The 26,359-nt window shown below is 72.8% G+C and carries 28 protein-coding genes; 7 read left to right on the top strand and 21 right to left on the bottom strand.

Translation table 11 applies throughout. The features are described 5' to 3' along the window. Positions 1-419: 419 nt before the first annotated feature. The 4 genes from ACZ6IM_RS18790 to ACZ6IM_RS18775 all read right to left on the bottom strand — a co-directional run bounded on the left by ACZ6IM_RS18790 (position 420) and on the right by ACZ6IM_RS18775 (position 4,801). Positions 420-1,544, bottom strand: a complete 1,125-nt coding sequence (locus ACZ6IM_RS18790) for a GuaB3 family IMP dehydrogenase-related protein (RefSeq protein ID WP_052839813.1) — start codon at positions 1,542-1,544, stop codon at positions 420-422. A gap of 123 nt (positions 1,545-1,667) precedes the next feature. Further along, complete coding sequence (gene guaB / locus ACZ6IM_RS18785) at positions 1,668-3,173, bottom strand: IMP dehydrogenase (RefSeq protein WP_052839814.1); 1,506 nt, start codon at positions 3,171-3,173, stop codon at positions 1,668-1,670. A gap of 148 nt (positions 3,174-3,321) precedes the next feature. After that, positions 3,322-3,909, bottom strand: a complete 588-nt coding sequence (locus tag ACZ6IM_RS18780; RefSeq protein ID WP_019329587.1) for a sigma-70 family RNA polymerase sigma factor — start codon at positions 3,907-3,909, stop codon at positions 3,322-3,324. Between the two features lie 280 nt (positions 3,910-4,189). Then, positions 4,190-4,801 carry a response regulator transcription factor gene (locus ACZ6IM_RS18775; protein ID WP_003948568.1) on the bottom strand — a complete coding sequence of 204 codons (612 nt, stop codon included), beginning with the start codon at positions 4,799-4,801 and terminating at the stop codon, positions 4,190-4,192. Between the two features lie 381 nt (positions 4,802-5,182). Between ACZ6IM_RS18775 and ACZ6IM_RS18770 the strand changes: the two genes are divergently transcribed. Beyond that, complete coding sequence (locus ACZ6IM_RS18770) at positions 5,183-5,521, top strand: WhiB family transcriptional regulator (RefSeq protein ID WP_052839815.1); 339 nt, start codon at positions 5,183-5,185, stop codon at positions 5,519-5,521. An 86-nt stretch (positions 5,522-5,607) separates the two neighbouring features. Here ACZ6IM_RS18770 and ACZ6IM_RS18765 read toward each other — a convergent pair whose 3' ends face one another. After that, the gene (locus tag ACZ6IM_RS18765) at positions 5,608-6,528 is read right to left on the bottom strand and encodes a LysR family transcriptional regulator (protein ID WP_469557627.1); all 921 of its coding nucleotides are present in this window, start codon (positions 6,526-6,528) and stop codon (positions 5,608-5,610) included. Between the two features lie 63 nt (positions 6,529-6,591). Between ACZ6IM_RS18765 and ACZ6IM_RS18760 the strand changes: the two genes are divergently transcribed. From ACZ6IM_RS18760 to ACZ6IM_RS18750, 3 genes are all read left to right on the top strand, one after another. Then, positions 6,592-7,293: an MOSC domain-containing protein gene (locus tag ACZ6IM_RS18760; protein ID WP_469557625.1), complete on the top strand. Its 702-nt coding sequence runs from the start codon at positions 6,592-6,594 to the stop codon at positions 7,291-7,293. 61 nt (positions 7,294-7,354) lie between these two features. Further along, a complete protein-coding gene (locus tag ACZ6IM_RS18755) occupies positions 7,355-8,128 on the top strand; it encodes an SDR family NAD(P)-dependent oxidoreductase (RefSeq protein ID WP_052839818.1) in 774 nt (257 codons plus the stop codon). Between the two features lie 190 nt (positions 8,129-8,318). Then, positions 8,319-9,503: a hypothetical protein gene (locus ACZ6IM_RS18750; protein ID WP_052839819.1), complete on the top strand. Its 1,185-nt coding sequence runs from the start codon at positions 8,319-8,321 to the stop codon at positions 9,501-9,503. Between the two features lie 129 nt (positions 9,504-9,632). Here ACZ6IM_RS18750 and groL read toward each other — a convergent pair whose 3' ends face one another. From groL to ACZ6IM_RS18730, 4 genes are all read right to left on the bottom strand, one after another. After that, complete coding sequence (groL, locus tag ACZ6IM_RS18745; RefSeq protein ID WP_052839820.1) at positions 9,633-11,258, bottom strand: chaperonin GroEL; 1,626 nt, start codon at positions 11,256-11,258, stop codon at positions 9,633-9,635. Between the two features lie 141 nt (positions 11,259-11,399). Continuing rightward, entirely contained in the window at positions 11,400-11,708 is a 309-nt protein-coding gene (gene groES, locus ACZ6IM_RS18740; RefSeq protein WP_019329594.1) for a co-chaperone GroES, read from the bottom strand. 322 nt (positions 11,709-12,030) lie between these two features. After that, complete coding sequence (locus tag ACZ6IM_RS18735; protein WP_469557623.1) at positions 12,031-12,768, bottom strand: polysaccharide deacetylase family protein; 738 nt, start codon at positions 12,766-12,768, stop codon at positions 12,031-12,033. Continuing rightward, positions 12,765-13,685: a polysaccharide deacetylase family protein gene (locus ACZ6IM_RS18730; RefSeq protein WP_469557621.1), complete on the bottom strand. Its 921-nt coding sequence runs from the start codon at positions 13,683-13,685 to the stop codon at positions 12,765-12,767. Before ACZ6IM_RS18730 ends, ACZ6IM_RS18735 begins: the two co-directional genes overlap by 4 nt. A gap of 90 nt (positions 13,686-13,775) precedes the next feature. On the opposite strand from ACZ6IM_RS18730, the gene ACZ6IM_RS18725 reads away from it, so the two are divergent. Continuing rightward, positions 13,776-14,966 (top strand): class I SAM-dependent methyltransferase, encoded by a 1,191-nt coding sequence (locus ACZ6IM_RS18725; RefSeq protein ID WP_052839822.1) that lies wholly within the window; start codon positions 13,776-13,778, stop codon positions 14,964-14,966. On the opposite strand, the gene ACZ6IM_RS18720 is transcribed toward ACZ6IM_RS18725, so the two are convergent. The 8 genes from ACZ6IM_RS18720 to tsaB form a co-directional block, all read right to left on the bottom strand. Beyond that, positions 14,963-16,219: an RNA polymerase sigma factor gene (locus ACZ6IM_RS18720; RefSeq protein WP_052839823.1), complete on the bottom strand. Its 1,257-nt coding sequence runs from the start codon at positions 16,217-16,219 to the stop codon at positions 14,963-14,965. The two genes, ACZ6IM_RS18725 and ACZ6IM_RS18720, sit on opposite strands and share 4 nt — an antisense overlap. Positions 16,220-16,283: 64 nt before the next feature. Continuing rightward, a complete protein-coding gene (locus ACZ6IM_RS18715) occupies positions 16,284-16,637 on the bottom strand; it encodes a YciI family protein (protein ID WP_052839824.1) in 354 nt (117 codons plus the stop codon). Positions 16,638-16,753: 116 nt separating this feature from the next. After that, positions 16,754-17,791 (bottom strand): LCP family protein, encoded by a 1,038-nt coding sequence (locus tag ACZ6IM_RS18710; protein WP_052839825.1) that lies wholly within the window; start codon positions 17,789-17,791, stop codon positions 16,754-16,756. Between the two features lie 165 nt (positions 17,792-17,956). Beyond that, a complete protein-coding gene (locus tag ACZ6IM_RS18705; protein WP_052839826.1) occupies positions 17,957-19,009 on the bottom strand; it encodes a LacI family DNA-binding transcriptional regulator in 1,053 nt (350 codons plus the stop codon). Between the two features lie 84 nt (positions 19,010-19,093). Beyond that, positions 19,094-19,384, bottom strand: a complete 291-nt coding sequence (locus ACZ6IM_RS18700; protein WP_052839827.1) for a hypothetical protein — start codon at positions 19,382-19,384, stop codon at positions 19,094-19,096. Then, on the bottom strand, positions 19,381-20,505 hold the full coding sequence (gene tsaD, locus ACZ6IM_RS18695; RefSeq protein ID WP_052839828.1) for a tRNA (adenosine(37)-N6)-threonylcarbamoyltransferase complex transferase subunit TsaD: 1,125 nt from the start codon (positions 20,503-20,505) through the stop codon (positions 19,381-19,383). The genes ACZ6IM_RS18700 and tsaD overlap by 4 nt, the downstream gene beginning before the upstream one ends. Further along, positions 20,498-21,031: a ribosomal protein S18-alanine N-acetyltransferase gene (gene rimI / locus ACZ6IM_RS18690; protein ID WP_469557617.1), complete on the bottom strand. Its 534-nt coding sequence runs from the start codon at positions 21,029-21,031 to the stop codon at positions 20,498-20,500. Before rimI ends, tsaD begins: the two co-directional genes overlap by 8 nt. Further along, on the bottom strand, positions 21,028-21,681 hold the full coding sequence (gene tsaB, locus ACZ6IM_RS18685) for a tRNA (adenosine(37)-N6)-threonylcarbamoyltransferase complex dimerization subunit type 1 TsaB (protein ID WP_052839829.1): 654 nt from the start codon (positions 21,679-21,681) through the stop codon (positions 21,028-21,030). Before tsaB ends, rimI begins: the two co-directional genes overlap by 4 nt. Positions 21,682-21,862: 181 nt before the next feature. Here tsaB and ACZ6IM_RS18680 point away from each other — a divergent pair, with 181 nt between their 5' ends. Beyond that, positions 21,863-22,417, top strand: a complete 555-nt coding sequence (locus tag ACZ6IM_RS18680; RefSeq protein ID WP_052839830.1) for a hypothetical protein — start codon at positions 21,863-21,865, stop codon at positions 22,415-22,417. 11 nt (positions 22,418-22,428) lie between these two features. Here the strand turns inward: ACZ6IM_RS18680 and ACZ6IM_RS18675 are convergent, their stop codons facing one another. The 4 genes from ACZ6IM_RS18675 to alr form a co-directional block, all read right to left on the bottom strand. After that, entirely contained in the window at positions 22,429-22,620 is a 192-nt protein-coding gene (locus ACZ6IM_RS18675; RefSeq protein ID WP_052839831.1) for a hypothetical protein, read from the bottom strand. Positions 22,621-22,766: 146 nt separating this feature from the next. Next, entirely contained in the window at positions 22,767-23,309 is a 543-nt protein-coding gene (tsaE, locus tag ACZ6IM_RS18670; RefSeq protein ID WP_052839832.1) for a tRNA (adenosine(37)-N6)-threonylcarbamoyltransferase complex ATPase subunit type 1 TsaE, read from the bottom strand. Then, positions 23,275-24,534 (bottom strand): alpha/beta fold hydrolase, encoded by a 1,260-nt coding sequence (locus tag ACZ6IM_RS18665; protein WP_052839871.1) that lies wholly within the window; start codon positions 24,532-24,534, stop codon positions 23,275-23,277. Before ACZ6IM_RS18665 ends, tsaE begins: the two co-directional genes overlap by 35 nt. Before the next feature lie 104 nt (positions 24,535-24,638). Next, positions 24,639-25,808 (bottom strand): alanine racemase, encoded by a 1,170-nt coding sequence (alr, locus tag ACZ6IM_RS18660; RefSeq protein ID WP_469557614.1) that lies wholly within the window; start codon positions 25,806-25,808, stop codon positions 24,639-24,641. A gap of 88 nt (positions 25,809-25,896) precedes the next feature. Here alr and ACZ6IM_RS18655 point away from each other — a divergent pair, with 88 nt between their 5' ends. Continuing rightward, positions 25,897-26,268, top strand: a complete 372-nt coding sequence (locus ACZ6IM_RS18655) for a holo-ACP synthase (protein WP_052839834.1) — start codon at positions 25,897-25,899, stop codon at positions 26,266-26,268. Positions 26,269-26,359 lie beyond the last annotated feature (91 nt).

Raw genomic sequence — 26,359 nt, 5'->3', positions numbered from 1 at the left:
AGTGTCCACCCCTACTTCTCTTAGGGGTGGCCGCTCACTTCCCGTGAATCCGCAGGATCCACCTCCTCCGGAACTTCACCATCCGCAGACGGATCCGGTCCCAGCGGGTGGGCTTGCGGTGACGGCCCATGGCGCGCCCCCTTCCACGATGCCGCCCATATCCCGGTGAGGCGGTCCGTCTGGAATTCGGGCCGGGCCCCGAGGAGCGGGGTCCGGAACGGTTCCTTGGAAGGGGGCGCCCCAGAGAACTGGGTCGCCGAGCAGGGACATTACCGATCCGGCACAGCCCTCCCCTGCGTATTCGCCCCGAACACCACCGCACGCCCCCGCGCCGCGTCACGCGCCCCCTCAAGAGCCCCGAGCACGCGAAAGGGGCCGGTCACCCATCAGGTGACCGGCCCCTTCACATGCCGTGGGGACTACCGCCGGTGCTGCGAGTCCGCGACCGTCACCTCGACGCGCTGGAACTCCTTCAGCTCGCTGTAGCCGGTCGTGGCCATGGCGCGGCGCAGGGCGCCGAAGAAGTTCATCGAGCCGTCGGGGTTGCGGGACGGGCCGGTGAGGATCTCCTCGATGGTGCCGACCGTGCCGAGGTCGACCTTCTTGCCGCGCGGCAGCTCCTCGTTGACGGCCTCCATGCCCCAGTGGTTGCCCTTGCCCGGCGCGTCGGTCGCGCGGGCCAGCGGGGAGCCCATCATCACGGAGTCGGCGCCGCAGGCGATGGCCTTGGGCAGGTCGCCGGACCAGCCGACACCGCCGTCGGCGATGACGTGCACGTACCGGCCGCCGGACTCGTCCATGTAGTCCCGGCGGGCCGCGGCCACGTCCGCGACCGCGGTGGCCATGGGCACCTGGATGCCGAGCACGTTGCGCGTGGTGTGGGCCGCGCCGCCGCCGAAGCCGACGAGGACGCCCGCGGCGCCGGTGCGCATCAGGTGCAGGGCGGCGGTGTAGGTGGCGCAGCCGCCGACGATCACCGGGACGTCGAGCTCGTAGATGAACTGCTTCAGGTTCAGCGGCTCGTGCGAGCCGGAGACGTGCTCCGCGGAGACCGTCGTACCGCGGATGACGAAGATGTCGACGCCCGCGTCCACGACGGCCTTGGAGAACTGGGCGGTGCGCTGCGGGGAGAGCGCGGCGGCGGTGACCACGCCCGAGTCGCGCACCTCCTTGATGCGCTGCCCGATCAGCTCCTCCTTGATGGGAGCCGCGTAGATCTCCTGGAGGCGGCGGGTCGCGTTGTCGGTGTCCAGCTCCGCGATCTCGTCGAGCAGCGGCTGCGGGTCCTCGTGCCGGGTCCAGAGGCCTTCCAGGTTGAGGACGCCGAGGCCGCCCAGCTCGCCGATGCGGATGGCGGTGGCCGGGGAGACGACCGAGTCCATGGGAGCGGCCAGGAACGGCAGCTCGAAGCGGTAGGCGTCGATCTGCCAGGCGATCGAGACCTCCTTCGGGTCCCGCGTACGGCGGCTGGGGACGACGGCGATGTCGTCGAAGGCGTACGCCCGGCGGCCGCGCTTGCCGCGCCCGATCTCGATCTCAGTCACGTCTGTGGCCTTTCCCTGATGCGTTGCAGCGCCTTCCAGTATCCCCGACGGGCTCGCCGGGGCACCGCAGAGGGCGGCCCCGGATGGTCCGGAGCCGCCCTCGGGAGGCTGCTGCCTGGGTGCTTACTTGCTGCGGCTGTAGTTCGGCGCCTCGACCGTCATCTGGATGTCGTGCGGGTGGCTCTCCTTGAGGCCCGCGGAGGTGATCCGGACGAACCGGCCCTTGGACTCCATCTCCTCGATGGTGGCGGCGCCCACGTAGCCCATGGTCTGACGCAGACCGCCGACGAGCTGGTGCAGGACGTTGGCCAGCGGGCCGCGGTAGGGGACCTGGCCCTCGATGCCCTCGGGCACGAGCTTGTCGTCGGAGGCGACCTCGGCCTGGAAGTACCGGTCCTTCGAGTACGACCGGCCCTGACCGCGGGACTGCATGGCGCCCAGCGAGCCCATGCCGCGGTAGGACTTGAACTGCTTGCCGTTGATGAACTGCAGCTCGCCCGGCGACTCCTCGCAGCCCGCCAGCAGGCTGCCCAGCATCACGGTGTCGGCGCCGGCGGCGAGCGCCTTGCCGATGTCGCCGGAGTACTGCAGGCCGCCGTCGCCGATCAGGGGCACCCCGGCGGCGCGGGCGGCGAGGGAGGCCTCGTAGATCGCGGTGACCTGCGGGACGCCGATGCCGGCGACGACGCGGGTGGTGCAGATGGAGCCGGGGCCGACGCCGACCTTGATGCCGTCGACGCCGGCGTCGATCAGGGCCTGGGCGCCGTCACGGGTGGCGACGTTGCCGCCGACGACGTCGATGCCGACGCTCGACTTGATCTTCGACATCCAGCTCAGCGCGTTGCTGTTGTGGCCGTGCGAGGTGTCGACGACGAGGAAGTCCACCCCGGCCTCGGCGAGGGCCTGGGCGCGGTCGAGCGCCTCGGGGCTGGCGCCCACGGCGGCTCCGACGAGCAGCCGGCCCTTCGCGTCCTTGGCGGCGTGCGGGTACTGCTCGGCCTTGACGAAGTCCTTGACCGTGATCAGACCCTTGAGGACGCCGTCGCCGTCGACCAGCGGCAGCTTCTCGATCTTGTGGCGGCGCAGCAGCTCCATCGCGTCCACGCCGGAGATGCCGACCTGGCCGGTGACCAGGGGCATCGGCGTCATGACCTCGCGCACCTGCCGGGTGCGATCGGTCTCGAAGGCCATGTCGCGGTTGGTGACGATGCCGAGCAGCTTGCCCGCGGCGTCGGTGACCGGGACGCCGCTGATGCGGAACTTGGCGCACAGGGCGTCGGCCTCGCCGAGGGTGGCGTCCGGGTGGATGGTGATGGGGTTGGCCACCATGCCCGACTCGGAGCGCTTCACCAGGTCGACCTGGTTGGCCTGGTCCTCGATGGACAGGTTGCGGTGCAACACGCCGACGCCGCCCTGGCGGGCCATGGAGATGGCCATCCGGGACTCGGTCACCTTGTCCATGGCCGCGGAGAGCAGCGGGATGTTGACCCGCACGTTGCGGGAGATGCGGGACGAGGTGTCGACCGCGTTCGGAAGCACCGCGGAGGCGCCCGGCAGCAGCAGCACGTCGTCGTAGGTCAGCCCGAGTGTCGCGAATTTCTCGGGCACTCCGTCGACGTTGGCAGTCATGACACCTTCCCCAAATGGCCTTGATCGGTGCGGATGTCCATGCTAACGGGAAGTGGACGTGGCTCATTCCACGATCAAGGAAGCATGCGACCTTCGTGCTTTTGTACGAGGCGGACCGCCGCGCGGACGATCGCGCGAACCGCCCGGACTACTGCTCCGCCAGGGCCCGCAGGCGGCTCAGCGCCCGGTGCTGGGCGACCCGGACCGCGCCCGGTGACATTCCCAACATCTGCCCGGTCTCCTCGGCCGTGAGTCCGACCGCGATGCGCAGCAGGAGCAGCTCGCGCTGGTTCTCCGGCAGGTTGGCCAGCAGTTTCTTGGCCCAGGCGGCGTCGCTGTTGAGCAGCGCCCGCTCCTCGGGGCCCAGCGAGTCGTCCGGCCGCTCGGGCATCTCGTCGGACGGGACGGCCGTCGAGCCGGGGTGGCGCATCGCGGCACGCTGGAGGTCGGCGACCTTGTGGGCGGCGATGGCGAAGACGAACGCCTCGAAGGGGCGCCCGGTGTCCTTGTAACGGGGCAGCGCGAGCAGGACCGCGACGCAGACCTCCTGGGCGAGGTCCTCGACGAAGTGCCGGGCGTCGCCGGGCAGCCGGGACAGTCGCGTCCGGCAGTAGCGCAGCGCCAAGGGGTGGACATGGGCGAGCAGGTCGTGCGTGGCCTGCTCGTCCCCGTCCACGGCGCGGTGGACGAGCCCACCGACCGTCCCTTGGTCAGGGGCCGCCTCGTCGTCACGCATCGGTCCATGGTGCCTTGCGGCCGTCCGATCCGTGGCTCCGTGCCCGTTGTTGTGCACCGAAGCGTTATGAGCAGGTGCGCCGGAACTCATCCCCTGCGCCCTCCCCTTCCGCTCGACCGACTCGTCCCCGAGGAACTCCACACCTCAAGGATGCGTCATCCGCGGCGAAACGAGCAGCGGGCATCCGGCGGGTCGCCTTGTCACCCCCGCTCACCTCGCGATAAGCGGGGATCGTCACATCCCCGACGGGCCTGACCGGCCTCCACCGCACGGGGTGCTCCTAGCGGACCAGGCCCCACCGGAAGCCGAGCGCCACCGCGTGCGCCCGGTCCGAGGCGCCGAGCTTCTTGAAGAGCCGACGGGCGTGGGTCTTGACGGTGTCCTCGGACAGGAACAGCTCCCGGCCGATCTCCGCGTTGGAACGGCCGTGGCTCATGCCTTCCAGCACCTGGATCTCGCGCGCGGTGAGCGTGGGCGCGGCGCCCATCTCGGCCGAGCGCAGCCGGCGCGGGGCGAGCCGCCAGGTCGGGTCGGCGAGGGCCTGGGTCACGGTGGCGCGCAGTTCGGCGCGCGAGGCGTCCTTGTGCAGATAGCCACGGGCACCGGCGGCGACCGCGAGGGCCACGCCGTCCAGGTCCTCGGCGACGGTGAGCATGATGATGCGCGCGCCGGGGTCGGCGGACAGCAGCCGCCGGACCGTCTCGACGCCGCCCAGACCGGGCATGCGCACGTCCATCAGAATCAGGTCCGAGCGGTCGGCACCCCAGCGGCGGAGGACTTCCTCGCCGTTGGCGGCCGTCGTCACGCGCTCGACGCCGGGCACGGTCGCGACCGCGCGGCGGAGCGCCTCTCGGGCAAGCGGGGAGTCGTCGCAGACGAGGACGGAAGTCATGGCCGTCCTCCGCAGCTGATGCGCGTCACGTTGAGCCTCCAGGCTGGTACGAAATCGTCACCTGTGCGGTCGACCGTCCCGGACGCCCGCCCGAGCACTTGTTCCTTCAACCGCCTCCGCACTCTCAACGATGGTCACTCGAAAGAGTTACGGGGCTGTGTGTCGTCTTCGGCACTCTACGTGAGGGGGCGGGCACGCAGCAGACATGCGCGTGGGACCCGCGCCGTTTCATCACAAGCGGTGCCCCATTCAGCCGCTTTTCTTCCACTTCGCTGGTGTCTGCGGCTAGATTCGCAATGAGTCATATTTTCATCTCCTTAGATCGTAGTTGTACGGTCGTGGACACCGTATCCACCCAGAACGGCTACAAGGGGTCACGCAATGGCAGATTTCTCCCGCCTTCCCGGACCGAACGCGGACCTGTGGGACTGGCAGCTCCTGGCCGCGTGCCGTGGGGTGGACAGCTCGCTCTTCTTCCATCCGGAAGGCGAACGCGGTGCGGCACGGAGTGCTCGCGAGAACTCGGCCAAGGAGGTCTGCATGAGGTGCCCGGTCCGGGCCGAGTGCGCGGCGCACGCGCTGGCGGTGCGCGAGCCGTACGGCGTGTGGGGCGGACTGACCGAGGACGAGCGCGAGGAGCTCATGGGGCGGGCCCGCAACCGCCTGGTCGCGGCGACGGCGTCGTCGTCGGCCGGCGGGGAGGCGGCCGCGCCTCACTGACTGAAGGAACGTTTCTCTGGAAGAACGCGACGAACGGCCCTCAAGGACCCCCGGCCGCACCCCCCGACGCGGTCAGCGCGCCGCGGTCAGCGCGCCGCCGACTGGCGAGCGCCGGCCCGGGCCAGCTCGTCCAGCGTCGCCGCCACGGCCGGCACCTGCGCCAGGTCGGGCAGTGTGAGCGCGACGATCTCCCGCCGCACGGCCGGCTCCAGCGCGACCGTCCGCACTCCCCGGGGCCGTACGGACTCGACGGCGAGCTGGGGCAGGACGGCCACGCCGAGGCCCGCGCCGACCAGGCCGACCACCGCCGGGTAGTCATCGGTCGCGAAGTCGATGCGGGGGGTGAAACCGGCCCCCTCGCACACCTCGACCAGCTGTCCGCGGCAGCGCGGGCAGCCCGCGATCCACGACTCCCGGGCCAGCTCCCCGATGGCCACGGACCCGACCCCTTCCGTACGGGCGAGCCGGTGCTCCTCGGGGACCAGCGCCACCAGCCGGTCGGTCAGCAGCGGCCGCACGACGAGGTCGTCCCACTCCTCGGCGCCGGCCGCGCCCTCGTAGCGGAAGGCGAGCGCCACGTCGCAGTCGCCCTCGCGCAGCAGCTCGACGGAGGCGGGCGGCTCGGCCTCCTCCAGGAAGACCCGGGTGCCGGGGTGCGCGGCGCGCAGCGCGGCCAGGGCCGTCGGTACGAGGGTGGAGCTGCCGCTGGGGAAGGAGACCAGCCGGACCCGGCCGGCGCGCAGCCCGGCGATCGCGGCGACCTCCTCCTCGGCCGCGGTGAGCCCGGCGATGATCCCGGCGGCGTGCCGCACCAGCGCCTCTCCGGCCTGGGTCAGCCGCATCTCGCGGCCGGTGCGCACCAGCAGCGGAGTGCCGACGGAGGACTCCAGCGCCTTCATCTGCTGGCTGACGGCGGGCTGGGTGCAGCCCAGCTCGCGCCCCGCGGCGGAGAAGGAACCGGTGGATGCCACGGCGCGCAGCACGCGGAGATGACGAGCCTCGATCACACCCCCGAGGATAAGCGACCCTTTGACCGGACGCCGAATAATGCGTCACCGCTTTGACCGCGCATGTCCTACCGTTCTCGCATGCACCTTCCCGCCACGAGGCTCCTGTCCGTCAACCTGGGACGCGCGAAGGCGGTGCCGTACACGGACCAGCCCGAGGGCGTCACCGGCATCGACAAGCGGCCGGCCGACGGCCCCGTACGGGTCGCCGCGCCCGGGGCGAAGGGCGACGGGGCGAGCGGCCTGGCCGGCGACACCGTCTGCGACACGCGGCACCACGGCGGCGACGACCAGGCGGTGTACGCGATGGCGCGCGAGGACCTGGACGCCTGGGAGCGCGAGCTGGGCCGCGAGCTGCCGAACGGCTCGTTCGGCGAGAACCTCACCACCACCGGCCTGGACCTCGCCGGTGCCCTGATCGGCGAGCGCTGGCGGGTCGGCCCGGAGCTGCTCCTGGAGGTGACGTCCGGACGCATTCCCTGCCGCACCTTCCAGGGCCACATGGGTGAGCCGCGCTGGGTGAAGCGCTTCACGGAGAAGGGCGCGCCGGGTGCCTACTTCCGCGTCGTCGAACCAGGTGAGATCCGCGTCGGCGACCCGGTCCGGATCGTGCACCGGCCCGCCCACGAGGTGACGGTGGCCCTGCAGTTCCGCGCGGTGACCACCCAGCGGGAGCTGCTCCCCCGGCTGCTCGCGGCGGGCGACGCGCTGCACCCGGAGGCGCTGGCGGCGGCACGCAAGTACGTGGCGCAGTACGGCGGCTAGCGGGGCGGTACGGCGGCCGAGCGAAGCGGACGTGCCCGGTCCGGGCCCATAACCTTGCGCCATGACAACGGCATTGATTACGGGATCGACGGCGGGCCTCGGCGCCGCGTTCGCGCGTCGGCTGGCGGCCGACGGGCACGACCTGGTGCTGGTGGCCCGGGACACCAAGCGGCTGCGCGAACAGGCCACCGAACTGCACGACCGGCACGGCATCGAGGCGGAGGTGCTCACGGCGGACCTGTCGACGGACGCCGGCATCGACGCGGTGGCCGCCCGGCTGGGGGACCGCAGGAACCCCGTCGACCTGCTGGTCAACAACGCCGGTTTCGGCAACAAGGGCCGTTTCCTCGACGTGCCCATGGCCGACGAGCTGACCATGCTCAAGGTGCACTGCGAGGCGGTGCTCCGGCTGACCTCGGCGGCCGTGGAGGCGATGCGGGAGCGGGGCCGCGGCGGTGTCGTCAACGTGGCCTCGGTCGCCGCCTTCGTCCCGCGCGGCACCTACGGCGCCTCCAAGGCGTGGGTCGTGCAGTTCACCCAGGGCGTGGCGAAGGACCTGGCCGGCAGCGGCGTACGCCTGATGGCCCTGGCCCCGGGCTTCGTACGCACGGAGTTCCACGAACGGGCGGGCATGGGCACGGACAACATCCCGAACTGGATGTGGCTCGACGCGGACAAGGTCGTCGCGGCGGCCCTCGCCGACCTGTCGCGCGGCAAGTCCGTGTCCATCCCCGACCCCCGCTACAAGACCCTGATGGGCGCGGCGAAGCTGGTCCCCCGGGGCATGCTGGGCGGGATCACATCCCGGACGGGACGGAAGTACGGGCCGCAGTAGGAGGGGAGCCGTTGCCCTCGACGGCCGGCACACCGCCGTTGTCCGAGCCGGTGCGGACGAGGAGCGTCACCCGACCGTGTGATCCGGTCCGGTCCTTCCTGAACCGTGTGCCGGTGCGGCATAGCGTCGAACGGCTGCGCCCGCAGCGGGCGGGAGGTCGCAGGTTCGGCGAGGGAGAGGGCGGCATCGCGTGAACGCGGGCACTGGTGACCGGGGCGAAGTGTTCGTCAACGGCACGGGCAGGGGGCGTACGGACAGAGTGAAGACGGGCCGGGGGCCCCTGACCGGGGGCGGGGCGGTGCTGTTCTCCGACGCTCCCGGCAGTGGAGTGCCGTCGGCGGCGCCGGCCTCCGTCCCGCCCGCCCGGCCCGGCGGTGTCCCCGCCCGGGCCCGGAAAGCGGAGCGGTGGGCGAAGGTCGCGCAGCGGATCGTGCCGGACGATCTCCAGCCCGAGGTGCTGCGCCTGGAGCTGACGGAACTCGGGGACGCGTTCCGCGCGTATCAGCGGCTGCCCGAACCGGACCTCGCGGTCCTCGCCGAACTCCACGACCGCAAGGCCCGTGCCTTCGCCGCATGGGCGGCCGTCACCGGCGACGCGTCCCTGAGCGAGGAGGCGCAGCGGGCCGAGACGGCCGCGCGGACCACCCGCGAGATGAACGCCAACCGCCGCGGCGTCCCGCTGGACGGGGAGGGGCCGGGCATCGAGCGGTTGCTGACCCGGGGCCAGGGCATCCAGGCCCGCACGGTGCTGGAGCACCTCCGGGTCGGCTCCCCGCTCCCGGGGGCCGAGGCGCGGCTCGCGGTGCTCATGCTCACCCTGCGGGCCGCGCGCTCCGGTACCGGCAACGTCACCGGGCAGGACCTCGTCGGCTGGTTGCAGGGCGGCGCCGAGCGGGTGCTCCGGGAACTGGTCGACGTGGGCTGGCTGCTGCTGCCGGAGGACGTCACCGCCGACGACGCGCTGATGTCCCGGCCCGAGGAACCCGCCCAGATCACGGTGCCCACGCTGATTCCCACGCAGCCCCGCCCGTTCTTCTTCGGAAAGGTCACCCGGGCGCGGCTCTCGGGGTGGGCGCAGAAGGTGGTGGGCGACCGGAAGCTGCGGAAGAAGAAGGCGGGGGCTGCCACCAGGCTCCTCGCGGTGTACACCGCGGCCCACAGCCGTCCCGACGGATGCCTGGGAGGCGTCGGCGAGGACGCCGGTCCGGCGCTGGACGAGGTGGCCCAGTTCTGCGGCCTGCGGCCCGAGGAGATCGCCGAGCACGCCGGGCTGCTGGTCGCCGCCGGCTGGCTCGCGGAGGAGGCGGACACCGCCGACGGGCGGCTGCGGGGCCGGCTCGCCGAGCGCGTACTGCCGCTGAGCGGACTGCTGTGACGGCTCGTCGCTGAGGTTCGTCAGGGGCATCGCCCAAAGGGGGCACCGGAACCGGCACACGAGAAGAACGGTGCCCGGCCCCCCGCAGGGGGCCGGGCACCGTTCGCTCAGCTCAGCTCAGCGCAGCGCTCAGTGGGAGTGGCCGTGGCCGTGGCCCGCGGCGGCCGGCTCTTCCTCTTCCTTCTTCTCGACGACCAGGGTCTCGGTCGTCAGCAGGAGGGAGGCGATGGAGGCGGCGTTCTCCAGGGCGGAGCGGGTGACCTTCACCGGGTCGATGACGCCGGCCTTGACCAGGTCGCCGTACTCGCCGGTGGCGGCGTTGAAGCCCTGGCCCTTGTCGAGCTCGGCGACCTTGGAGGTGATGACGTAGCCCTCCAGGCCGGCGTTCTCGGCGATCCAGCGCAGCGGCTCGACGGCGGCGCGGCGGACGACCGCGACACCGGTGGCCTCGTCGCCGGTCTTGCCGAGGTTGCCCTCCAGCACCTTGACGGCGTGGACCAGCGCGGAGCCACCACCGGAGACGATGCCCTCCTCGACCGCGGCGCGGGTCGCGGAGATGGCGTCCTCCAGACGGTGCTTGCGCTCCTTCAGCTCCACCTCGGTGGCGGCGCCGACCTTGATCACGCACACGCCTCCGGCCAGCTTCGCGAGGCGCTCCTGGAGCTTCTCGCGGTCCCAGTCGGAGTCGGTGGACTCGATCTCGGCCTTGATCTGGTTGATGCGGCCCTCGACCTCGTCGCGCTTGCCGGCACCGTCGACGATGGTGGTGTCGTCCTTGGTGACGGTGATGCGGCGGGCGGTGCCGAGCACGTCCAGGCCGACCTGGTCGAGCTTGAGGCCGACCTCCTCGGAGATGACCGTGGCGCCGGTGAGGACGGCCATGTCCTGCAGCATCGCCTTGCGGCGGTCGCCGAAGCCGGGGGCCTTGACGGCCACCGCGTTGAAGGTGCCGCGGATCTTGTTGACGACGAGGGTGGAGAGCGCCTCGCCCTCCAGGTCCTCGGCGATGATCAGCAGCGGCTTGGAGGCGTTGGCCTGGATGACCTTCTCCAGCAGCGGCAGCAGGTCCGCGATGGAGGAGATCTTGCCCTGGTTGATCAGGATGTACGGGTCGTCGAGGACGGCCTCCATGCGCTCCTGGTCCGTCACGAAGTACGGCGACAGGTAGCCCTTGTCGAAGGCCATGCCCTCGGTGAAGTCCAGCTCCAGACCGAAGGTGTTGGACTCCTCGACGGTGATGACACCGTCCTTGCCGACCTTGTCCATCGCCTCGGCGATCAGCTCGCCGACCTGCTGGTCCTGGGCGGACAGCGCGGCCACGGCGGCGATGTCGGACTTCTCGTCGATCGGGCGGGCGGTGGCGAGAAGGTCTTCCGACACGGCGGCGACGGCCGCGTCGATGCCCTTCTTCAGCAGCGCCGGGGAGGCACCGGCGGCGACGTTCTTCAGGCCCTCGCGCACGAGCGCCTGGGCGAGCACGGTGGCGGTGGTGGTGCCGTCACCCGCGATGTCGTTGGTCTTGGTCGCCACCTCCTTCACCAGCTGGGCGCCGAGGTTCTCGTACGGGTCCTCGACCTCGACCTCGCGGGCGATGGTGACGCCGTCGTTGGTGATGGTGGGGGCGCCGAACTTCTTGTCGATGACGACGTTGCGGCCCTTGGGGCCGATCGTCACCTTCACGGTGTCGGCGAGCTTGTTGACGCCGCGCTCGAGGGCGCGACGGGCGTCCTCGTCGAACTTCAGGATCTTCGCCATGGGAGCGTGAGCCCTCTTCCGGAAATCTTGGGGTTATACGGCAACTGCGCCCCCGACGCCCGGCTTTTTATGGTCGCGGGAGCCAGGGGCGCAGCTGGAAAGCAAGGTGCTTCGGTGAAGTGAAGAGCTACTTCGCCACTTCTACTTCTCGACGATCGCGAGCACGTCGCGGGCCGAGAGGACGAGGTACTCCTCGCCGTTGTACTTCACCTCGGTGCCGCCGTACTTGCTGTAGAGCACGACGTCGCCGACGCTGACGTCGAGCGGAAGACGGTTGCCGTCCTCGAAGCGGCCCGGGCCCACGGCCAGGACGACGCCCTCCTGGGGCTTCTCCTTGGCGGTGTCCGGAATGACCAGGCCCGAAGCCGTGGTCTGCTCGGCGTCGAGCGGCTGGACCACGATGCGGTCCTCGAGCGGCTTGATGGCAACCTTGGAGCTGGCGGTCGTCACGATCCGACCTCCCCCTTCGGAGATCTCACGGGGTTAACTGTCTGAGGTGGCGACCAGGTCGATCCGTCGTCGCGGGTGCCGGACCTGCCCGTCGCTGTGTTGGCACTCTCCGGTGGGGAGTGCCAGAGCCGAGACTATGACCGCGGTTAGCACTCGGTCAAGCGGAGTGCCAATGCCGGCGGCGCGTCGGCGGAGATTTTCGGGTGAACGCCGGGTCGTGGAGGGCACCCGGCACGGGTGTGGGCGTCGCCGGGGGCCGCCGCCCCCAGACCCCCGCTTTCGGCCCCGACGGCCTCGTGCTCGAACGCCGGACGGGCTGTGGCTACAGGTACTTTTCCAAGTTGCCCACCGTCAGCCCCTGCTCCTCGATCGTCTCCAGCAGGCGTGCCGTGCGGGCCGCCAGGTTCGCGGCCGTCGGGTGGTCCGGGTCCACGGCCACGATGTCGCCGGGGTGGAGGCGGTGGTCGCCGCGCGTGTACGTGAGGGCGCCCTCGGCGTCGAGGGTGGCGCGCCACAGGACGAGGGCCGTGATGCCGCAGTCGGCGGCGGCGCGCAGGGTCGTGGTGTCGTACGTGCCGTGCGGCGGGCGGAAGAGGTGGGCGCGGACGCCGAAGCGCGACTGGAGCTTGGTCTGCTGGCCGCAGATCTCGGCGCGCTGGCCGGTGTACGGCAGGCCGCGCAGGGAGCGGTGGTCGAGCGTGTGGTTCTGCAGGCTCGCACCGAACGGACGCAGCCGGGCGAGGTCGCCGTACGCCGGTCCGGCGACGGTGTCGGTGAGGAACAGGGTGACCGGGAGGCGGCGTTCGCGGACCAGGCCGGTGAAGGCGGGGTCGCGCCCGGCGCCGTCGTCGTACGTGAGGAAGACGACCCGGTCGGTGGTGCGGACGTGGTCGACGACGGGCGGCAGGGTCCGGCCCCGGTCGGCGTCCCTGCCGCTCTTCTGGGCCGGGTCCCCGGCCGCCGCGTGCGGGACGGGGGCGGCCGGCCGGTCGCAGGCGGCGAGCGGGAGCAGCAGGGCGGCCAGGGCGGCGCCGGCCGGGCGGAACCGCCCTCGCCTCACAGGTAGTCCTCCAGGCGGGCGACCGCGTACCCGTCGGCGGTGATCCGGTCCAGGAAGCGGCGGACCATGTCGGTCATCGTGCCGTCCCAGTCGTCGGTGCCCCGGAAGTGGGTGAGGACGATGTCGCCGGGGTGCAGGTCCTGGTCCCACTCGCGGTACTCCCAGTGGTCGACGTACACCTCCTCGCTCCAGATCGGGGCGTACTCGATGCCGCAGGACTTGGCGGCGCGCAGGGTGTCGCCGTCGTAGTTGCCGTAGGGCGGGCGGAAGAGGACGGGGCGCTTGCCGTAGTGCTTCTCCATGACGTCCTGCATGCCGCAGATCTCCCGCTTCTGCTCCTCGTAGGAGAGCGCGGGCAGGTAGGGGTGGCTCAGGGTGTGGTTGTTGAGGGTGACGCCGCGGGCCTGCATCTTCTTGAAGTAGCCGTAGTCGTCCTTGATCTCCTCGTCGGTGAGGAAGACGGTGTACGGGATCTTCAGCTCGCTCATCATCTTCAGGAACGCCGGGTCCTTCTCGGCGCCGTCGTCGATGGTGAGGAAGACGACCTTCTCCTTGGTGGGCACCGTGGTGAAGACCGGAGGGAGGTCGTCCTCCTCCTGGCCGTCGACCTCGAAGCCCTCGCGGGGCTTGATCTCCGGCTTCTTCTCGGGGGGTGCGGGGGCCGTCAGCGGGACCCTCTTGAGGTCCCAGCGCTTGGCGGCGGCGGCCAGCGCGGCCCGGGCCTCACGCGCCTTCGCCGCGCCGTCGACCGCGCGGGCCGGGGGCGCCTGCTGGCCGGGGGCACCCCGCACCTCGGGGGTGTCGTCCTGCGCGCAGCCGGCGGCGAGGGCGGCGACGGCGAGGACGGCGGTGGCACGAGGCACCCGGGACAGGCGACGCGACGCCCGACTTTTGTCATTTTGTACGACTGCTCGCATGGTGCCGGATCCTCGCAGTCACCGGCCGCCGAGCCCGGCACGACACCGCGCCGCAGGCACACCGTCCACCGACTGGCCCACAATGAGTCGGTGAACGACCTGGACTCCTTCCGCGCCCTGCTCGCCCCCGAAGGCCGCGCGCTCCTCGACGAGGTCCGCGACACCGACCCCGCGCGGGAGTTGGCGGTCGCGACCCGGCTGCGGCGCACGCATCCCGCCGGGCTGGTCTCGGCGGCTCTCGGGCAGGCGCGGCTGCGGCAGCGCGCGGTGGCGAAGTTCGGGGCCGAGGACGCCGGACGGATGCTCTTCACGCCCAACGGGGTCGAGCAGTCGACGCGCGCGAGTGTGGCGGCGTACCGGGCCGAGTGCCTCCAGGCGCTCGGGGTGCGGGCCGTCGCCGACCTGTGCTGCGGGATCGGTGGCGACGCGATCGCGTTCGCCCGCGCCGGGATCCGGGTCCTCGCCGTCGACCGGGATCCGCTGACCTGTGCGGCAGCCCGCGCCAACGCCGACGCGCTCGGTCTCGCCGACCTGATCGAGGTGCGTGAGGCCGATGTGACGGAGGTGGACACGGCCGGGTACGACGCCGTGTTCGTGGACCCCGCCCGGCGTTCCTCCAAGCGCGGCCGGATCTTCGATCCGGAGGCCTACTCCCCTCCCCTGTCCTGGGCCGTGTCCGCCGCGCTCGGTGCACCGCTCGGACTGCTGAAGATCGCGCCCGGCATTCCGCACGAGGCGATCCCCCCGGAAGCGACGGCCGAGTGGGTCTCGGACGGCGGGGACGTCAAGGAGGCGATGCTGTGGTTCGGCCCGGACGTGACGCCGGGGGCGCGGCGGGCGACGCTGCTGCCCGCCGGAGCGGGGATCCACGCGACCCCCGCGACCATGCTCCCGGACCCCGGGGTCCGGCCGGTCGGCAGGTACCTGTACGAGCCGGACGGCGCCGTCATCCGCGCCCACCTGGTCGCCGAGGTGGCCGACGAACTGGACGGCGGGCTGATCGACCCGACCATCGCCTACGTCACCGCCGACGAACGGCACAGCACGCCCTACGCCACCGCCTACGAGATCACCGACCGGATGCCGTTCAACGTCAAGAAGCTGAAGGCGCTGCTGCGGGAGCGCGGGGTCGGGACGCTGACCGTGAAGAAGCGGGGCTCGGCGGTCGAGCCGGAGGAACTGCGGAAGAAGGTCAAGCCGCAGGGCCCGAACGCCGCGACCGTGTTCCTGACCCGGGTCGCGGGGGCGCCGACGATGCTGATCGGGCACCCGGCGCGTTAACCGGTCGCCTCCTGCCCGCGGCGCAGCAGGAGTGCGCGTTCGCGGGTGTTGCGGGTCAGGGACGCCGCCCGTTCGAACTCCGCGCGGGCCTCGGCCGTGCGGCCCAGGCGGAGCAGGAGGTCGCCGCGGACGCTGGGGAGCAGGTGGTAGCCGCGCAGGGCGGGTTCGGCGGCGAGGGCGTCGACGAGGGCCAGGGCGGGGGCCGGGCCCTCGGCCATGGAGACGGCGACCGCGCGGTTGAGTTCGACGACCGGGGACGGGGCGCGGGCCGCGAGCAGGCCGTAGAGCGTGGCGATGCGGGGCCAGTCCGTCTCCTCGTACGTGTAGGCCGTCGCGTGGCAGGCGGCGATCGCGGCCTGGAGGACGTACGGGCCCGGGGCGCCGGAGCCGGAGGTGGCGCCGGCGTGGTCGAGGGCGGTGAGGCCGCGGGCGATGAGCAGGCGGTTCCAGCGGTGGCGGTTCTGGTGCTCCAGGAGGACGGGCTCGCCGTCGGGGCCGGTGCGGGCGGCGGTGCGGGAGGACTGGAACTCCAGCAGCGCGGTCAGGCCGTGGACCTCCGGTTCCTTCGGCATCAGGGCGGACAGGACGCGGGCCAGGCGCAGGGCGTCCTCGCACAGGGCGGGGCGGAGCCAGTCGTCGCCCGCGGTGGCCGCGTACCCCTCGTTGAAGATCAGGTAGATGACCTCCAGGACCGAGCCGAGGCGGGCCGCGCGGTCGGGGCCGTACGGCACCTCGAAGCCGATGTTCTTCCTGGCCAGGGTGCGTTTGGCGCGCACGATGCGCTGGGCGACCGTCGGCTCGGGGACGAGGCAGGCGCGGGCGATCTCCGGCGTGGTCAGTCCGCCGAGCAGGCGGAGGGTGAGGGCGATGCGGGCCTCGGCGGACAGCACGGGGTGGCAGGCGGTGAAGACCAGGCGCAGCAGGTCGTCGTCGATGTCCTCGGGGTCGGCCAGCTCCCCGGGCGGGGGCGCCGACGCGGGCAGGTCCCGGCCGATCTCCGCGAGCTTGCGGGCGTAGGTCTCCCGGCGCCGGATCAGGTCGACGGCGCGGCGGCGGGCGGTGGCCATGAGCCAGGCGCCCGGGTTGTCGGGCACGCCGTCCCGGGGCCACTGCTCCACGGCCGCGACCAGGGCGTCCTGGGTGAGTTCCTCGGCGATGCCGACGTCCCGGACGAGCCGGGCCACGCCGGCGATGACGCGGGGCGACTCCAGCCGGAAGACGGTTTCGAGGGCGGCGGTGGGCTGCGGTTCCACAGCCCACCATGCAACACCCTCGGGGCGCCGGGGCAAAACGGGACGCGGTCCGCCCCGCGTCGGCTCAGCCCTCCATCAGCTGCCGCACCTCGCAGGTCACCGTCCAGTACTCCTCGTGCGTCTTCAGGAACCGCTTGGTCCACTCGATCGCCTCGGCCTGGTCCTTGGCCTGGAGGAGGGCGTAGCCGCCGATGACCTCCTTGGTCTCGGTGAAGGGTCCGTCGGTGACGGAGAGCTGTCCGCCCTCGTAGTGGACGCGGGTGCCCTGGGCGGTGGGGGTCAGGCCGGCCGTGTCCAGCAGGACGCCGGCCTTGGTCATCTCCTCCATCAGCTTCTCCATCCGCTGCACCAGCTCGGGGCTGGGGCCGCCGGGGGTGTCGGTCTCCTCGATGCGGATGAGCGACAGGTAGCGGGGCATGGTGACTCCTCGGGGTGGCCGGTTCCGCGGCCGGGTTCCTTCCCGGCCTCTCACCCCTTGCGTCGAACGGGCGGGCCCCGGATCGACACCCGCCCCGAGATTTCCCGAGGAATCCCTCAGCGCAGCGATTCCCACAGGTCGGCGGCGTCCGGCTGGTCGGCCACCACCCGGTTGGGGTCCGAGGGGGCCGGCAGCACCGGCATCGTCAGCGTGCGTACGTCGTCCGCGGCGAGGTCCCCGAGGCTGCGGCCCAGGTTCATCAGCTCGCCGAGCGAGTCCAGGCCGGTGTCGGTGGTGAGGCTGCCGGTGAGGGCGTCGGCGACCTGGTAGAGCCTGGCGGGGTCGGCGAGCAGGTCGGTGGCGGAGATCTGTGCCAGCAGCGCCTTGACGAGCTTGTGCTGGAGCTCTATCCGGGCCAGGTCGCTGCCGCCCGCCAGCCCGTACCGGGTGCGGGCCAGGCCGAGGGCCTCGGTGCCGTCGAGGTGGTGGGTGCCGGCGTCCAGGTGCAGGTGGCTCTTGTCGTCGTCGATGTCGACGTCGGTGGTGACCGTGACCCCGCCGAGCGCGTCGACCAGGTCGGCGAAGCCGGAGAAGTCCACCTCGACGTAGTGGTCCATGCGCACGCCGCTGAGCGTCTCGACGGTCTTGACGGCGCAGACCGGCCCGCCCAGTTCGTAGGCGGTGTTGAACATCGCGCCGCCGGCCTCGCGAGTCGTACCGCCGGACGGCAGCGGGCAGGAGGGCCGTTCGACGAGCGTGTCGCGCGGGATGCTGACGACGGTGGCGGCGGTGCGGCCCGCGTCGAGGTGGACGACCATCGCCGTGTCCGAGCGGGCGCCCCCGCTGTCGCCGCCGCCGAGTTCACGGTTCTCCTCGCCGCTGCGCGAGTCGGAGCCGAGGACGAGGATGTTCAGCGCGCCGGTGGGCACCGGGGACGCGGACGGCGAGGCGGAGGGGACGGTGACCGGTCGCGCGGGACGGTCGTCTCCGAGCGCGCCGTTGATGTCGACGCTGGTGATGTTGCCGTTCAGGTGCCAGTAGGCCCAGCCCGCCGCCCCGGCGCCGAGCAGCAGGGCGCCGGCCAGGGCCAGGCAGGCCACCTTCAGGCCTTTGCGGCGGCCGCCGCGCCCGTCCTGTCCGCCTCGCGCCGCCATGCGTCAGCCCCCGCCCCTGCCGTCCGTCCGGGTCCCCACCCGGATGCCCCGCCGGAAGGAACATAAGTCCGAATTATTGAAACTGGAACAGGTAGGCCGGGGTTCTGCGGAAATTCTCAGACTGGCGGCGATTCCCGGACTGCCGGGCCTTCTCGGCCTGGCGGCTCATCCCTGCGCGGGCGGCGCGGTACTGCTGCGCACCTCCAGGCTGGTGGCCAGCTCCACCCGGGTCGCCGTCGAGGAGCCGTCGTCCCGCCCGAGGTCCAGCACCAGCCGGGCCGCCGCCTCGGCCATCTCCATCAGCGGCTGCCGTACGGTCGTCAGCGGCGGCCCCACCCAGCGCGCCACCGGCAGGTCGTCGAAGCCGACCACGCTCAGATCGTGCGGGATGCGCAGTCCCAGCTCGCGCGCGGCTTCGTACAGCCCGAGCGCCTGGAGGTCGTTGCCGGCGAAGACGGCGGTCGGCCGGTCCGGGCGGCGCAGCAGTTCCAGGCCCTGCCGGTAGCCGGCCTCGTGGTGGAAGTCGCCGGTCACGATCAGGCCGGGGTCGACCGGCAGGCCCGCCGTCTCCAGCGCCGCCCGGTAGCCGTCGACGCGGGCGCGGCTGCACATCATGCGGGTGGGCCCGCTGATCGCGCCGATGCGGGTGTGGCCGAGTTCGACCAGGTGCCGGGTGGCGGCGAGGCCGCCCTGCCAGTTGGTGGCGCCGATGGACGGCACGTCGGCGCCCGGGTCGCCGGCCGGGTCCATCACCACGAACGGGATGGAGCGGCTGGTGAGCAGGGCCCGCTGGGACTCGTCGAGGCCGGACAGGACCAGGATCACGCCGTGCGGGCGGCGGGCGGCGACCTGGTCGGCCCAGGTCCGGCCGGGGGTGAGGCGGCCCGCGCTCTCGGAGAGCACCACGCTGAGCCCGGCGTCCCTGGCCACGTTCTCCACGCCGCGGATGACCTCCATCGCCCAGGCGCTCTCCAGCTCGTGGAAGACCAGGTCGATCAGGGGCGAGCGGGTCGACTCGGCCCGCCTGCGCCGGTAGCCGTGGACGCGGAGCAGCTCCTCGACGCGGGCCCGGGTCGACGGGGCCACGTCGGCACGGCCGTTGAGCACCTTCGAAACAGTCGGCGCCGACACACCGGCCTCACGCGCGATCTCCGCGAGGGTCGCGGTCTGGGCGGACCGCTTTTGCGTCCGGGTTTCAGCGGGCTGCGGGGATGTCATGGCGGCGATCGTAACCCCATGAGGCCACCTGACGAAGGGGTCGACGAACCGAAGGCCCACAAAACATTCGACCCGGACGTCGAATCATTCGCCCCGACTGTCGTCGCCCTCGACGGACTCGACGGACTCGACGGACTCGAACCGCCAACGGTGCACCGCCCGCGCCACCAGACCCCCGTCCGGTTCGGGCAGCTCCGGGAGTTCGGCGTCGTACGCGGCGTCCCACCAGGTGACGACGAGGACGCGGTCCTGCGGGGCGCGCAGGGTCTCCCGGCGCAGCGGCCGCAGCGGCAGCTCCTGCCGCCGCGCCCAGGCCAGCAGCTCATCGCCCCGGCCGGGCACGGCCCGCGCCTCCCACATCAGCGCGACGGTCACGAGTAGAGGTTCTCCTTGCTGACCTCGTGCACGTGGTCGTGCGTGTGCGTGTGCGTGTGGCCGAGCCCCCGTCCCGGCACGTGCGGATCGGTCACCGGGAGGGAGGAGTCCGCCGAGAGGTCCCAGTCGGAGGCGGCCCGGTTCCGGGCGACCATCTCGGCGCCGAGCGCGGCGACCATCGCGCCGTTGTCCGTGCACAGCTTGGGGCGGGGCACCCGCAGCCGGATCCCGGCCGCCTCGCAGCGCTCCTGGGCCAGCGCCCGCAGCCGCGAGTTGGCCGCCACGCCGCCGCCGATCATCAGGTGGTCGACGCCCTCGTCCTTGCAGGCCCGCACGGCCTTGCGGGTCAGCACGTCCACGACCGCCTCCTGGAAGGAGGCCGACACGTCGCGCACCGGCACCTCCTCCCCCGCCGCCCGCTTCGCCTCGATCCAGCGGGCCACGGCCGTCTTCAGACCGGAGAAGGAGAAGTCGTACGCCGGGTCGCGCGGGCCGGTCAGGCCGCGCGGGAAAGCGATGGCGTCCGGGTCGCCCTCGCGCGCGTACCGGTCGATGACCGGGCCGCCGGGGAAGCCCAGGTTCAGCACGCGGGCGATCTTGTCGAACGCCTCGCCGGCCGCGTCGTCGATGGTGGCGCCCAGCGGGCGGACGTCGGAGGTGATGTCCGTGGACAGGAGCAGGGAGGAGTGCCCGCCGGAGACCAGCAGGGCCATCGTCGGCTCGGGCAGCGCACCGTGTTCGAGCTGGTCGACGCAGATGTGCGAGGCGAGGTGATTGACGCCGTACAGCGGCTTGCCGAGGGCGTAGGCGTACGCCTTCGCCGCCGAGACGCCGACCAGCAGGGCGCCCGCGAGGCCGGGACCCGCGGTGACGGCGATGCCGTCGAGGTCGCGCGCGCTCACCCCCGCCTCCTTGAGGGCGCGCTCGATGGTCGGAACCATCGCCTCCAGGTGGGCGCGGCTCGCCACCTCCGGAACGACACCGCCGAAGCGGGCGTGCTCGTCGACGCTGGAGGCGACGGCGTCGGCCAGCAGGGTGGTGCCGCGCACGACACCGACGCCGGTCTCGTCGCAGGAGGTCTCGATCCCCAGCACGAGAGGCTCGTCGCGTGAGTCAGCCATGGTTCTCGGTTCCTCGTTCGGTTCCCGGTACGGAGGTGGACGGGTCGGTCAGGCGCATCACCAGGGCGTCCACGTTCCCCGGCTGGTAGTAGCCGCGTCTGAAGCCGATGGGCTCGAAGCCGAAGCGCTCGTACAGCCGCTGGGCGCGGGTGTTGTCCACCCGGCACTCCAGGAGCACCTCGGTGCACTCGAAGTCGGTCGCCGCGCGGAGCAGCTCGGTCAGCAGCCGCGCGCCGAGGCCGGTGCCCCAGTGGTCGCGGGCGACGGCGATGGTCTGCACGTCGGCCTGCTCCCCGGAGGTGACCAGACCCGCGTAGCCGACGACCTGACCGGCCTCCTCGGCGACGAGGTAGCGCCGGGTCGCCCCGGGCCCGCGCGCGTGCGCCAGCTCGGACCAGAACATCCCCCGCGACCAGGCGTCCTCCGGGAACAGCTCCCGCTCCATGCGCAGCACGGGGTCGATGTCCCACCAGCGCATCTCGCGCAGTACGGCGGGTGCGGACTCGGCGGTGGCTGGCTCGGTCACTTGGGGGTGACCACCTTGTAGTTCTTGGGGACCTGGGCGTCGGGCCGGCGCAGGTAGAGCGGACGGGGCGCGGGAAGCTCCTCCCCCGCCGCCAGCTTCTCGGCGGCCAGCCGGGCCAGGGCGGCGGCGGACACGTGCTCCGGCTCGTGCGCCCGGGGGAAGGTGTCCGGGTACAGCAGCGCGCCCGCGCCGACCGCCGGGAGCCCGGCCACCTGCTCGGCGATGTCGGCGGGACGGTCGACGGCCGGGTCGGTGAGGCGGGTGCGGGAGTCGGCGTACCGCGCCCAGTAGACCTCTTTTCGGCGGGCGTCGGTCGCCACCACGAAGGGGCCCTCCAGGTCGGCGGCGAAGGCGAGGCCGTCCAGCGTGCACACGCCGTGAACGGGCACGCCGAGCGCGAGCCCGAAGGCGTCCGCGGTCATCAGACCGACGCGCAGCCCCGTGTACGGGCCGGGGCCGATGCCGGCGACGATGCCAGTGACGGCGTCGAGCCGCAGACCGGCCTCGGCGAGCACCCGGTCCACGGCGGGCAGCAGCAGCTCACCGTGCCGACGTGCGTCGACCTGGCTCGACGAGGCGATGACGTCCGTACCGTCGTGCAGCGCGACGGTGACGGCGGGCGTGGCGGTATCCAGAGCGAGCAAGAGCACGCAAACAGCCTACGGCGCCGCGGGACCCACGTCGGACGCCCTGTGGACAACCCGGCCGTCCCGCCCCCTTCACCCCGTGTCGCACACCGCGTTCGCCCGATCACGTACTGCTACCGTCGCCCGCAGCGGACGCGGGTCGCGCGAGGCGGAACGCACGGGTACGACAACGAGGTGGTCGCCAGTGGCAAGCAGCAGCGCCGGTATCGTCACCGGCCTCACCACGGCGGCCCTCGTGACCGTCGGCGCCCTCGCCCACCAGGCGTCCGTCAGCGCCCCGGCCGACCTCGGCCGCATCCACGCCACCAGCAGCCCCGCCCCGGGCGCCGCCAAGGCGCCGCGCGACCGGCGGCACCCGGACGCCCTGCCCGCGGGGTCCGGAACGGGTGAACGGGTGGTGTACTCGGTGGACGACGACCGCGTGTGGCTGGTCGGCCCCGGGAACAAGGTGCGGCGCACCTTCGAGGTCACGCCCAGTACGGTCGATCCGGCCCCGGGCGCCTACACGGTCACGTCCCGGTCCAACCGGATCACCGGGTCCGACGGCGTCCCGGTCGAGCACGTGGTGCGCTTCACCGGCGCCCAAGGGGTGGCCATCGGGTTCAGCGCGGCGGTCGACGGCTCGACGGCCGCGCCCGACCCGGACCGGCCCGCCGGCGGCATCCGCGAATCCCGCGCGGACGGCGACGCGATGTGGAAGTTCGCGACGATCGGGCGACAGGTCGTCGTCGTCCCCTGACGGGGTGTGCCTCAGGCGGCCTCGCGGTGGCCCCGGTCGTCGCGGACCGGACCGCACGCCTCCGGCTCGGGAGCGCGGGGCGGCGTCGAGACCGCCGTCGCGGCGGCGCAGGAGGCGAGCAGGTCGCGCATCGACACCGCGGCGGGCGCGGTCGGCTGGGACCTCCGGCGGCCCTGCGGCTGGGCCTGGGACGTGGACGACATGGACGCCTCCTGAAGCTCGGGGGCGGGCGCAGTAAGGCATGCCTAACTACGAACTGAGTACCATGTGACCACGCGCGAGACCCCGAGCGCAATCTTTTGCCGACGTCCTGTCGGAAAATCCCGCGGCAGGGGCGCCGCCGGGCGGCTCAGCCGGCGAGGACGCTGACGTCGGCCGTGACCCACCGCTCGCCGAGGCCGGTCACCGTCACGTGCCGCACCTCGTCGGTGGTGTCGCCGACGGCCCGGTCGATGCGGACCCGCAGCCGGTCCTCGGTCAGCTCCTCGACCTTGCCCTCGCCCCACTCGACCACGATCACCGAGTCGGACAGGGAGACGTCGAGGTCGAGGTCCTCCATCTCGTCCAGCCCGCCGGACAGCCGGTAGGCGTCCACGTGGACGAGCGGCGGACCGTCGCCGAGCGGCGGGTGCACGCGGGCGATCACGAAGGTCGGGGAGGTCACGGCGCCCCGCACGTCGAGGCCCTCGCCGAGCCCCCGGGTCAGCGTCGTCTTGCCCGCGCCCAGCTCCCCGCTGAGCATCACCAGGTCACCGGCGCGCAGCAGCTTGGCGAGCCTGCGGCCCAGTTCCCGCATCTGCTCGGGCGAGGTGACGGTGATTTCGACGTCGGGCGCGGACTCGGCGGGCCGGGAGGGCTCAGCCGGGCCCTGCGCTGCTGCTGGTGCTTCCATAGCCGTCCACGGTAGTCGCTGCCGGCACGGCGCCCGCGCGGGCGAGCAGGTCGGCGAGGCGGTCGGTGACCAGCTCGGGGTGCTCCAGCATCACCAGGTGCCCCGCGTCGGGGACGAGCACCAGCTCCGCGTCCGGCAGCAGGCCGGCGATCGCCTCGCTGTGCTCGCTCGGCGTCACCAGGTCCCGCACCCCGGCCAGGACCAGCACCGGCAGACCGGTGAAGTGGGCGAGGGCCTCGGTCTTGTCGTGGTCGTTGAAGGCCGGGTAGTACTCGGCGACGACGTCGATCGGCGTCGACTCGATCATCCGCTCGGCGAACCGGGCCACGGCCGGGTCCACGTCCCGGGACGCGAACGAGTACCGCTTGATGATCCCGGCGAACAGGTCCGCCGTCGCCCGCCGGCCCCGCTCCACCAGCTCCGCCCGCTGCCCCAGCGCCTTGAGCACGCCCGGCAGCACCCGCCGCACCGCGTTGACGCCCGCCACCGGAAGCCCGAAGTTGACCTCGCCGAGCCGCCCCGACGAGGTACCGACGAGGGCGACGGCGACGACGCGCTCGCGGATCAGGCCGGGGAAGGCGTCGGCCAGCGCCATCACGGTCATGCCGCCCATGGAGTGCCCGACCAGCACGATCGGGCCCTCGGGCGCCGCCGCGTCGATGACGGCCTTCAGGTCGCGGCCCAGCTCCTCGATGCTGACCGGCCGGTCGTCCCGCGTCTGGGCCACGCCCCGCCCGGACCGGCCGTGGCTGCGCTGGTCCCAGTAGACGCTGCGGACGACGCCCCGGAGGGCCGCCCGCTGGAAGTGCCAGGAGTCCTGGTTCAGGCAGTAGCCGTGGCTGAAGACGACGGTGACGGGCGCGGGCTCCTTGCGGCCGAACAGCCGCCTGCGGCGCGGGGCGCGGTCGGCCTCGGCCTCTGGGTCGAGGTCGTCGACCTCGTAGTACAGCTCGGTGCCGTCCTCGGCGTACGCCTTGCCCGGGGTGCCGCGCAGTCCGCCGTAGGGGCCCGCCGAGTCGAGGGCGAGACGGGCCTTGCGGCGCATGCCGCGGCCGACGGTGAGCCGTTCTATCGCCACGCCGGCCGCGGCCCCCGCCGCGACCACGCCTATCGCGACCCCGGCGATGCCGGTCGCCCGGCGCCAGCCGCCGGCGGCGGCCTCGGTGGCGGCCTCCGTGGCGGAGGCGACGGCCGCCACGACGGCCTCCCCGCTGCGCTCGCTCACGTACACCGCTCCTCTTCACCGGGTCTCGCCGGGTTCACCGGGCCGCTGTGCGCCTGCCCGCTGCCGATCGCTGTTTCACCTGGACGCGCGTCGGTACGGACCGGTCACTCGTTGACGTAGACGCGCGGAACGCGGCTTCCGATCCGGGTGACGATCTCGTACGCGATGGTGCCCGCCGCCTGGGCCCAGTCCTCGGCGGTGGGCTCGCCGCGGTCGCCGGGCCCGAACAGCACCGCCTCGGCGCCCGGCTCGGGCCGGTCCCCGCCCAGGTCGACGACGAACTGGTCCATCGCGATCCGCCCCGCGACCGTGCGCCACTTGCCGCCGACCAGGACGGGGCCGGTGGAGGAGGCGTGGCGCGGGACACCGTCCGCGTAGCCGAGCGGGACGAGGCCGAGGGTGGTCTCGCCGGGGGTGGTGTAGTGGTGCCCGTAGCTGACGCCGTGACCGCCGGGGACCTGCTTGACCAGGGCCAGCGAGGCGGCCAGCGTCATCACGGGGCGCAGTCCGAAGTCGGCCGGGGTGCCGATCTCCGGGCTGGGCGAGACGCCGTACATCGCGATGCCGGGCCGTACGAGGTCGAAGTGGGCGTCGGGGAGGGTGAGGGTGGCCGGCGAGTTGGCGATGTGCCGCACCTCGGGGCGCAGCCCCTGCCGCTCGGCGTACGCGGTCATCTCCCGGAAGCGGGTGAGCTGCGCGGCGATGGAGGGGTGGCCGGGCTCGTCGGCGCAGGCGAAGTGGGACCAGAGCCCGGTGACCCGCAGCAGCCCGTCCCCCTCGGCGCGCAGGGCGGCCCCGACCAGCTCCTCCCAGTCCTCGCCGGGCTGGCAGCCGCCCCGGCCGAGCCCGGTGTCGGCCTTCAGTTGCACGCGCGCGGGCACGCCGGCCGCCCGTGCCGCCTCGGTGACCGCGTCCATGGCCCACATTCCGCCGACGGACACGTCGAGACGGGCCTCGACCGCCTCCCGCCAGGGCCCGCCGGGCGTCCACAGCCAGCACATGACACGTACGTCGTCCGGCAGTCCGGCCTCCGCCGACCGCAGGGCGAGGGCCTCCTGCGGGGTGGCGGTGCCGAGCCAGGTCGCGCCCGCCTCGACGGCCGCGCGGGCGCAGGGGAGGGCGCCGTGACCGTAGGCGTCCGCCTTGACGACGGCCATGAGAGCCGCCCCGGGGGCCCGTTCGCGCAGGGCGCGGACGTTGGCCCGCAGGGCGGCCAGGTCGATCTCGGCCCGGGCGCGCAGTACCGCGTCCCGCCGAGCAGCTGTCTCACTCATCGTGCCCCCAGTCTCTCAGAGCGCCCGGCCGCCCCCGCCCCGCGCCGCCCGCAAGTGGTTCCCGCCCGCAGTGGTTAGGGTGCCCGGCATGAGCATCATCGGGGTCGGGATCGACGTGGCCGAGGTCGAGCGGTTCGGGGCGTCGCTGGAGCGCACACCGGCCCTGGCGGAGCGGCTCTTCCTGGAGAGCGAGTTGCTGCTGCCCGGCGGCGGGCGCCGGGGCGTCGCCTCGCTCGCCGCCCGCTTCGCGGCGAAGGAGGCGCTGGCCAAGGCGCTGGGCGCACCGGCGGGGCTGCTGTGGACGGACGCCGAGGTGTACGTCGAGGACAGCGGGCAGCCGCGGCTGCGGGTCACGGGGACGGTGGCGGCCCGGGCGGCGGAGCTGGGCGTGGCGTCGTGGCACGTGTCGCTGAGCCACGACGCGGGCATCGCGTCGGCGGTGGTGATCGCGGAGGGCTAGTAGTGCTTCGTTACGTTGAGTGATCTCGGTTGGTGGTGGGCAGCCTCCCAGGGTGAAGCTGGGGGAAGTGGAACGGCTCCGGGGCGAGTTA

The organism is Streptomyces sp. NPDC042336 (assembly GCF_055581985.1).
The sequence above is the reverse complement of the archived record's forward strand: the minus strand, read 5'-3'. Positions and strand labels throughout refer to the sequence as shown.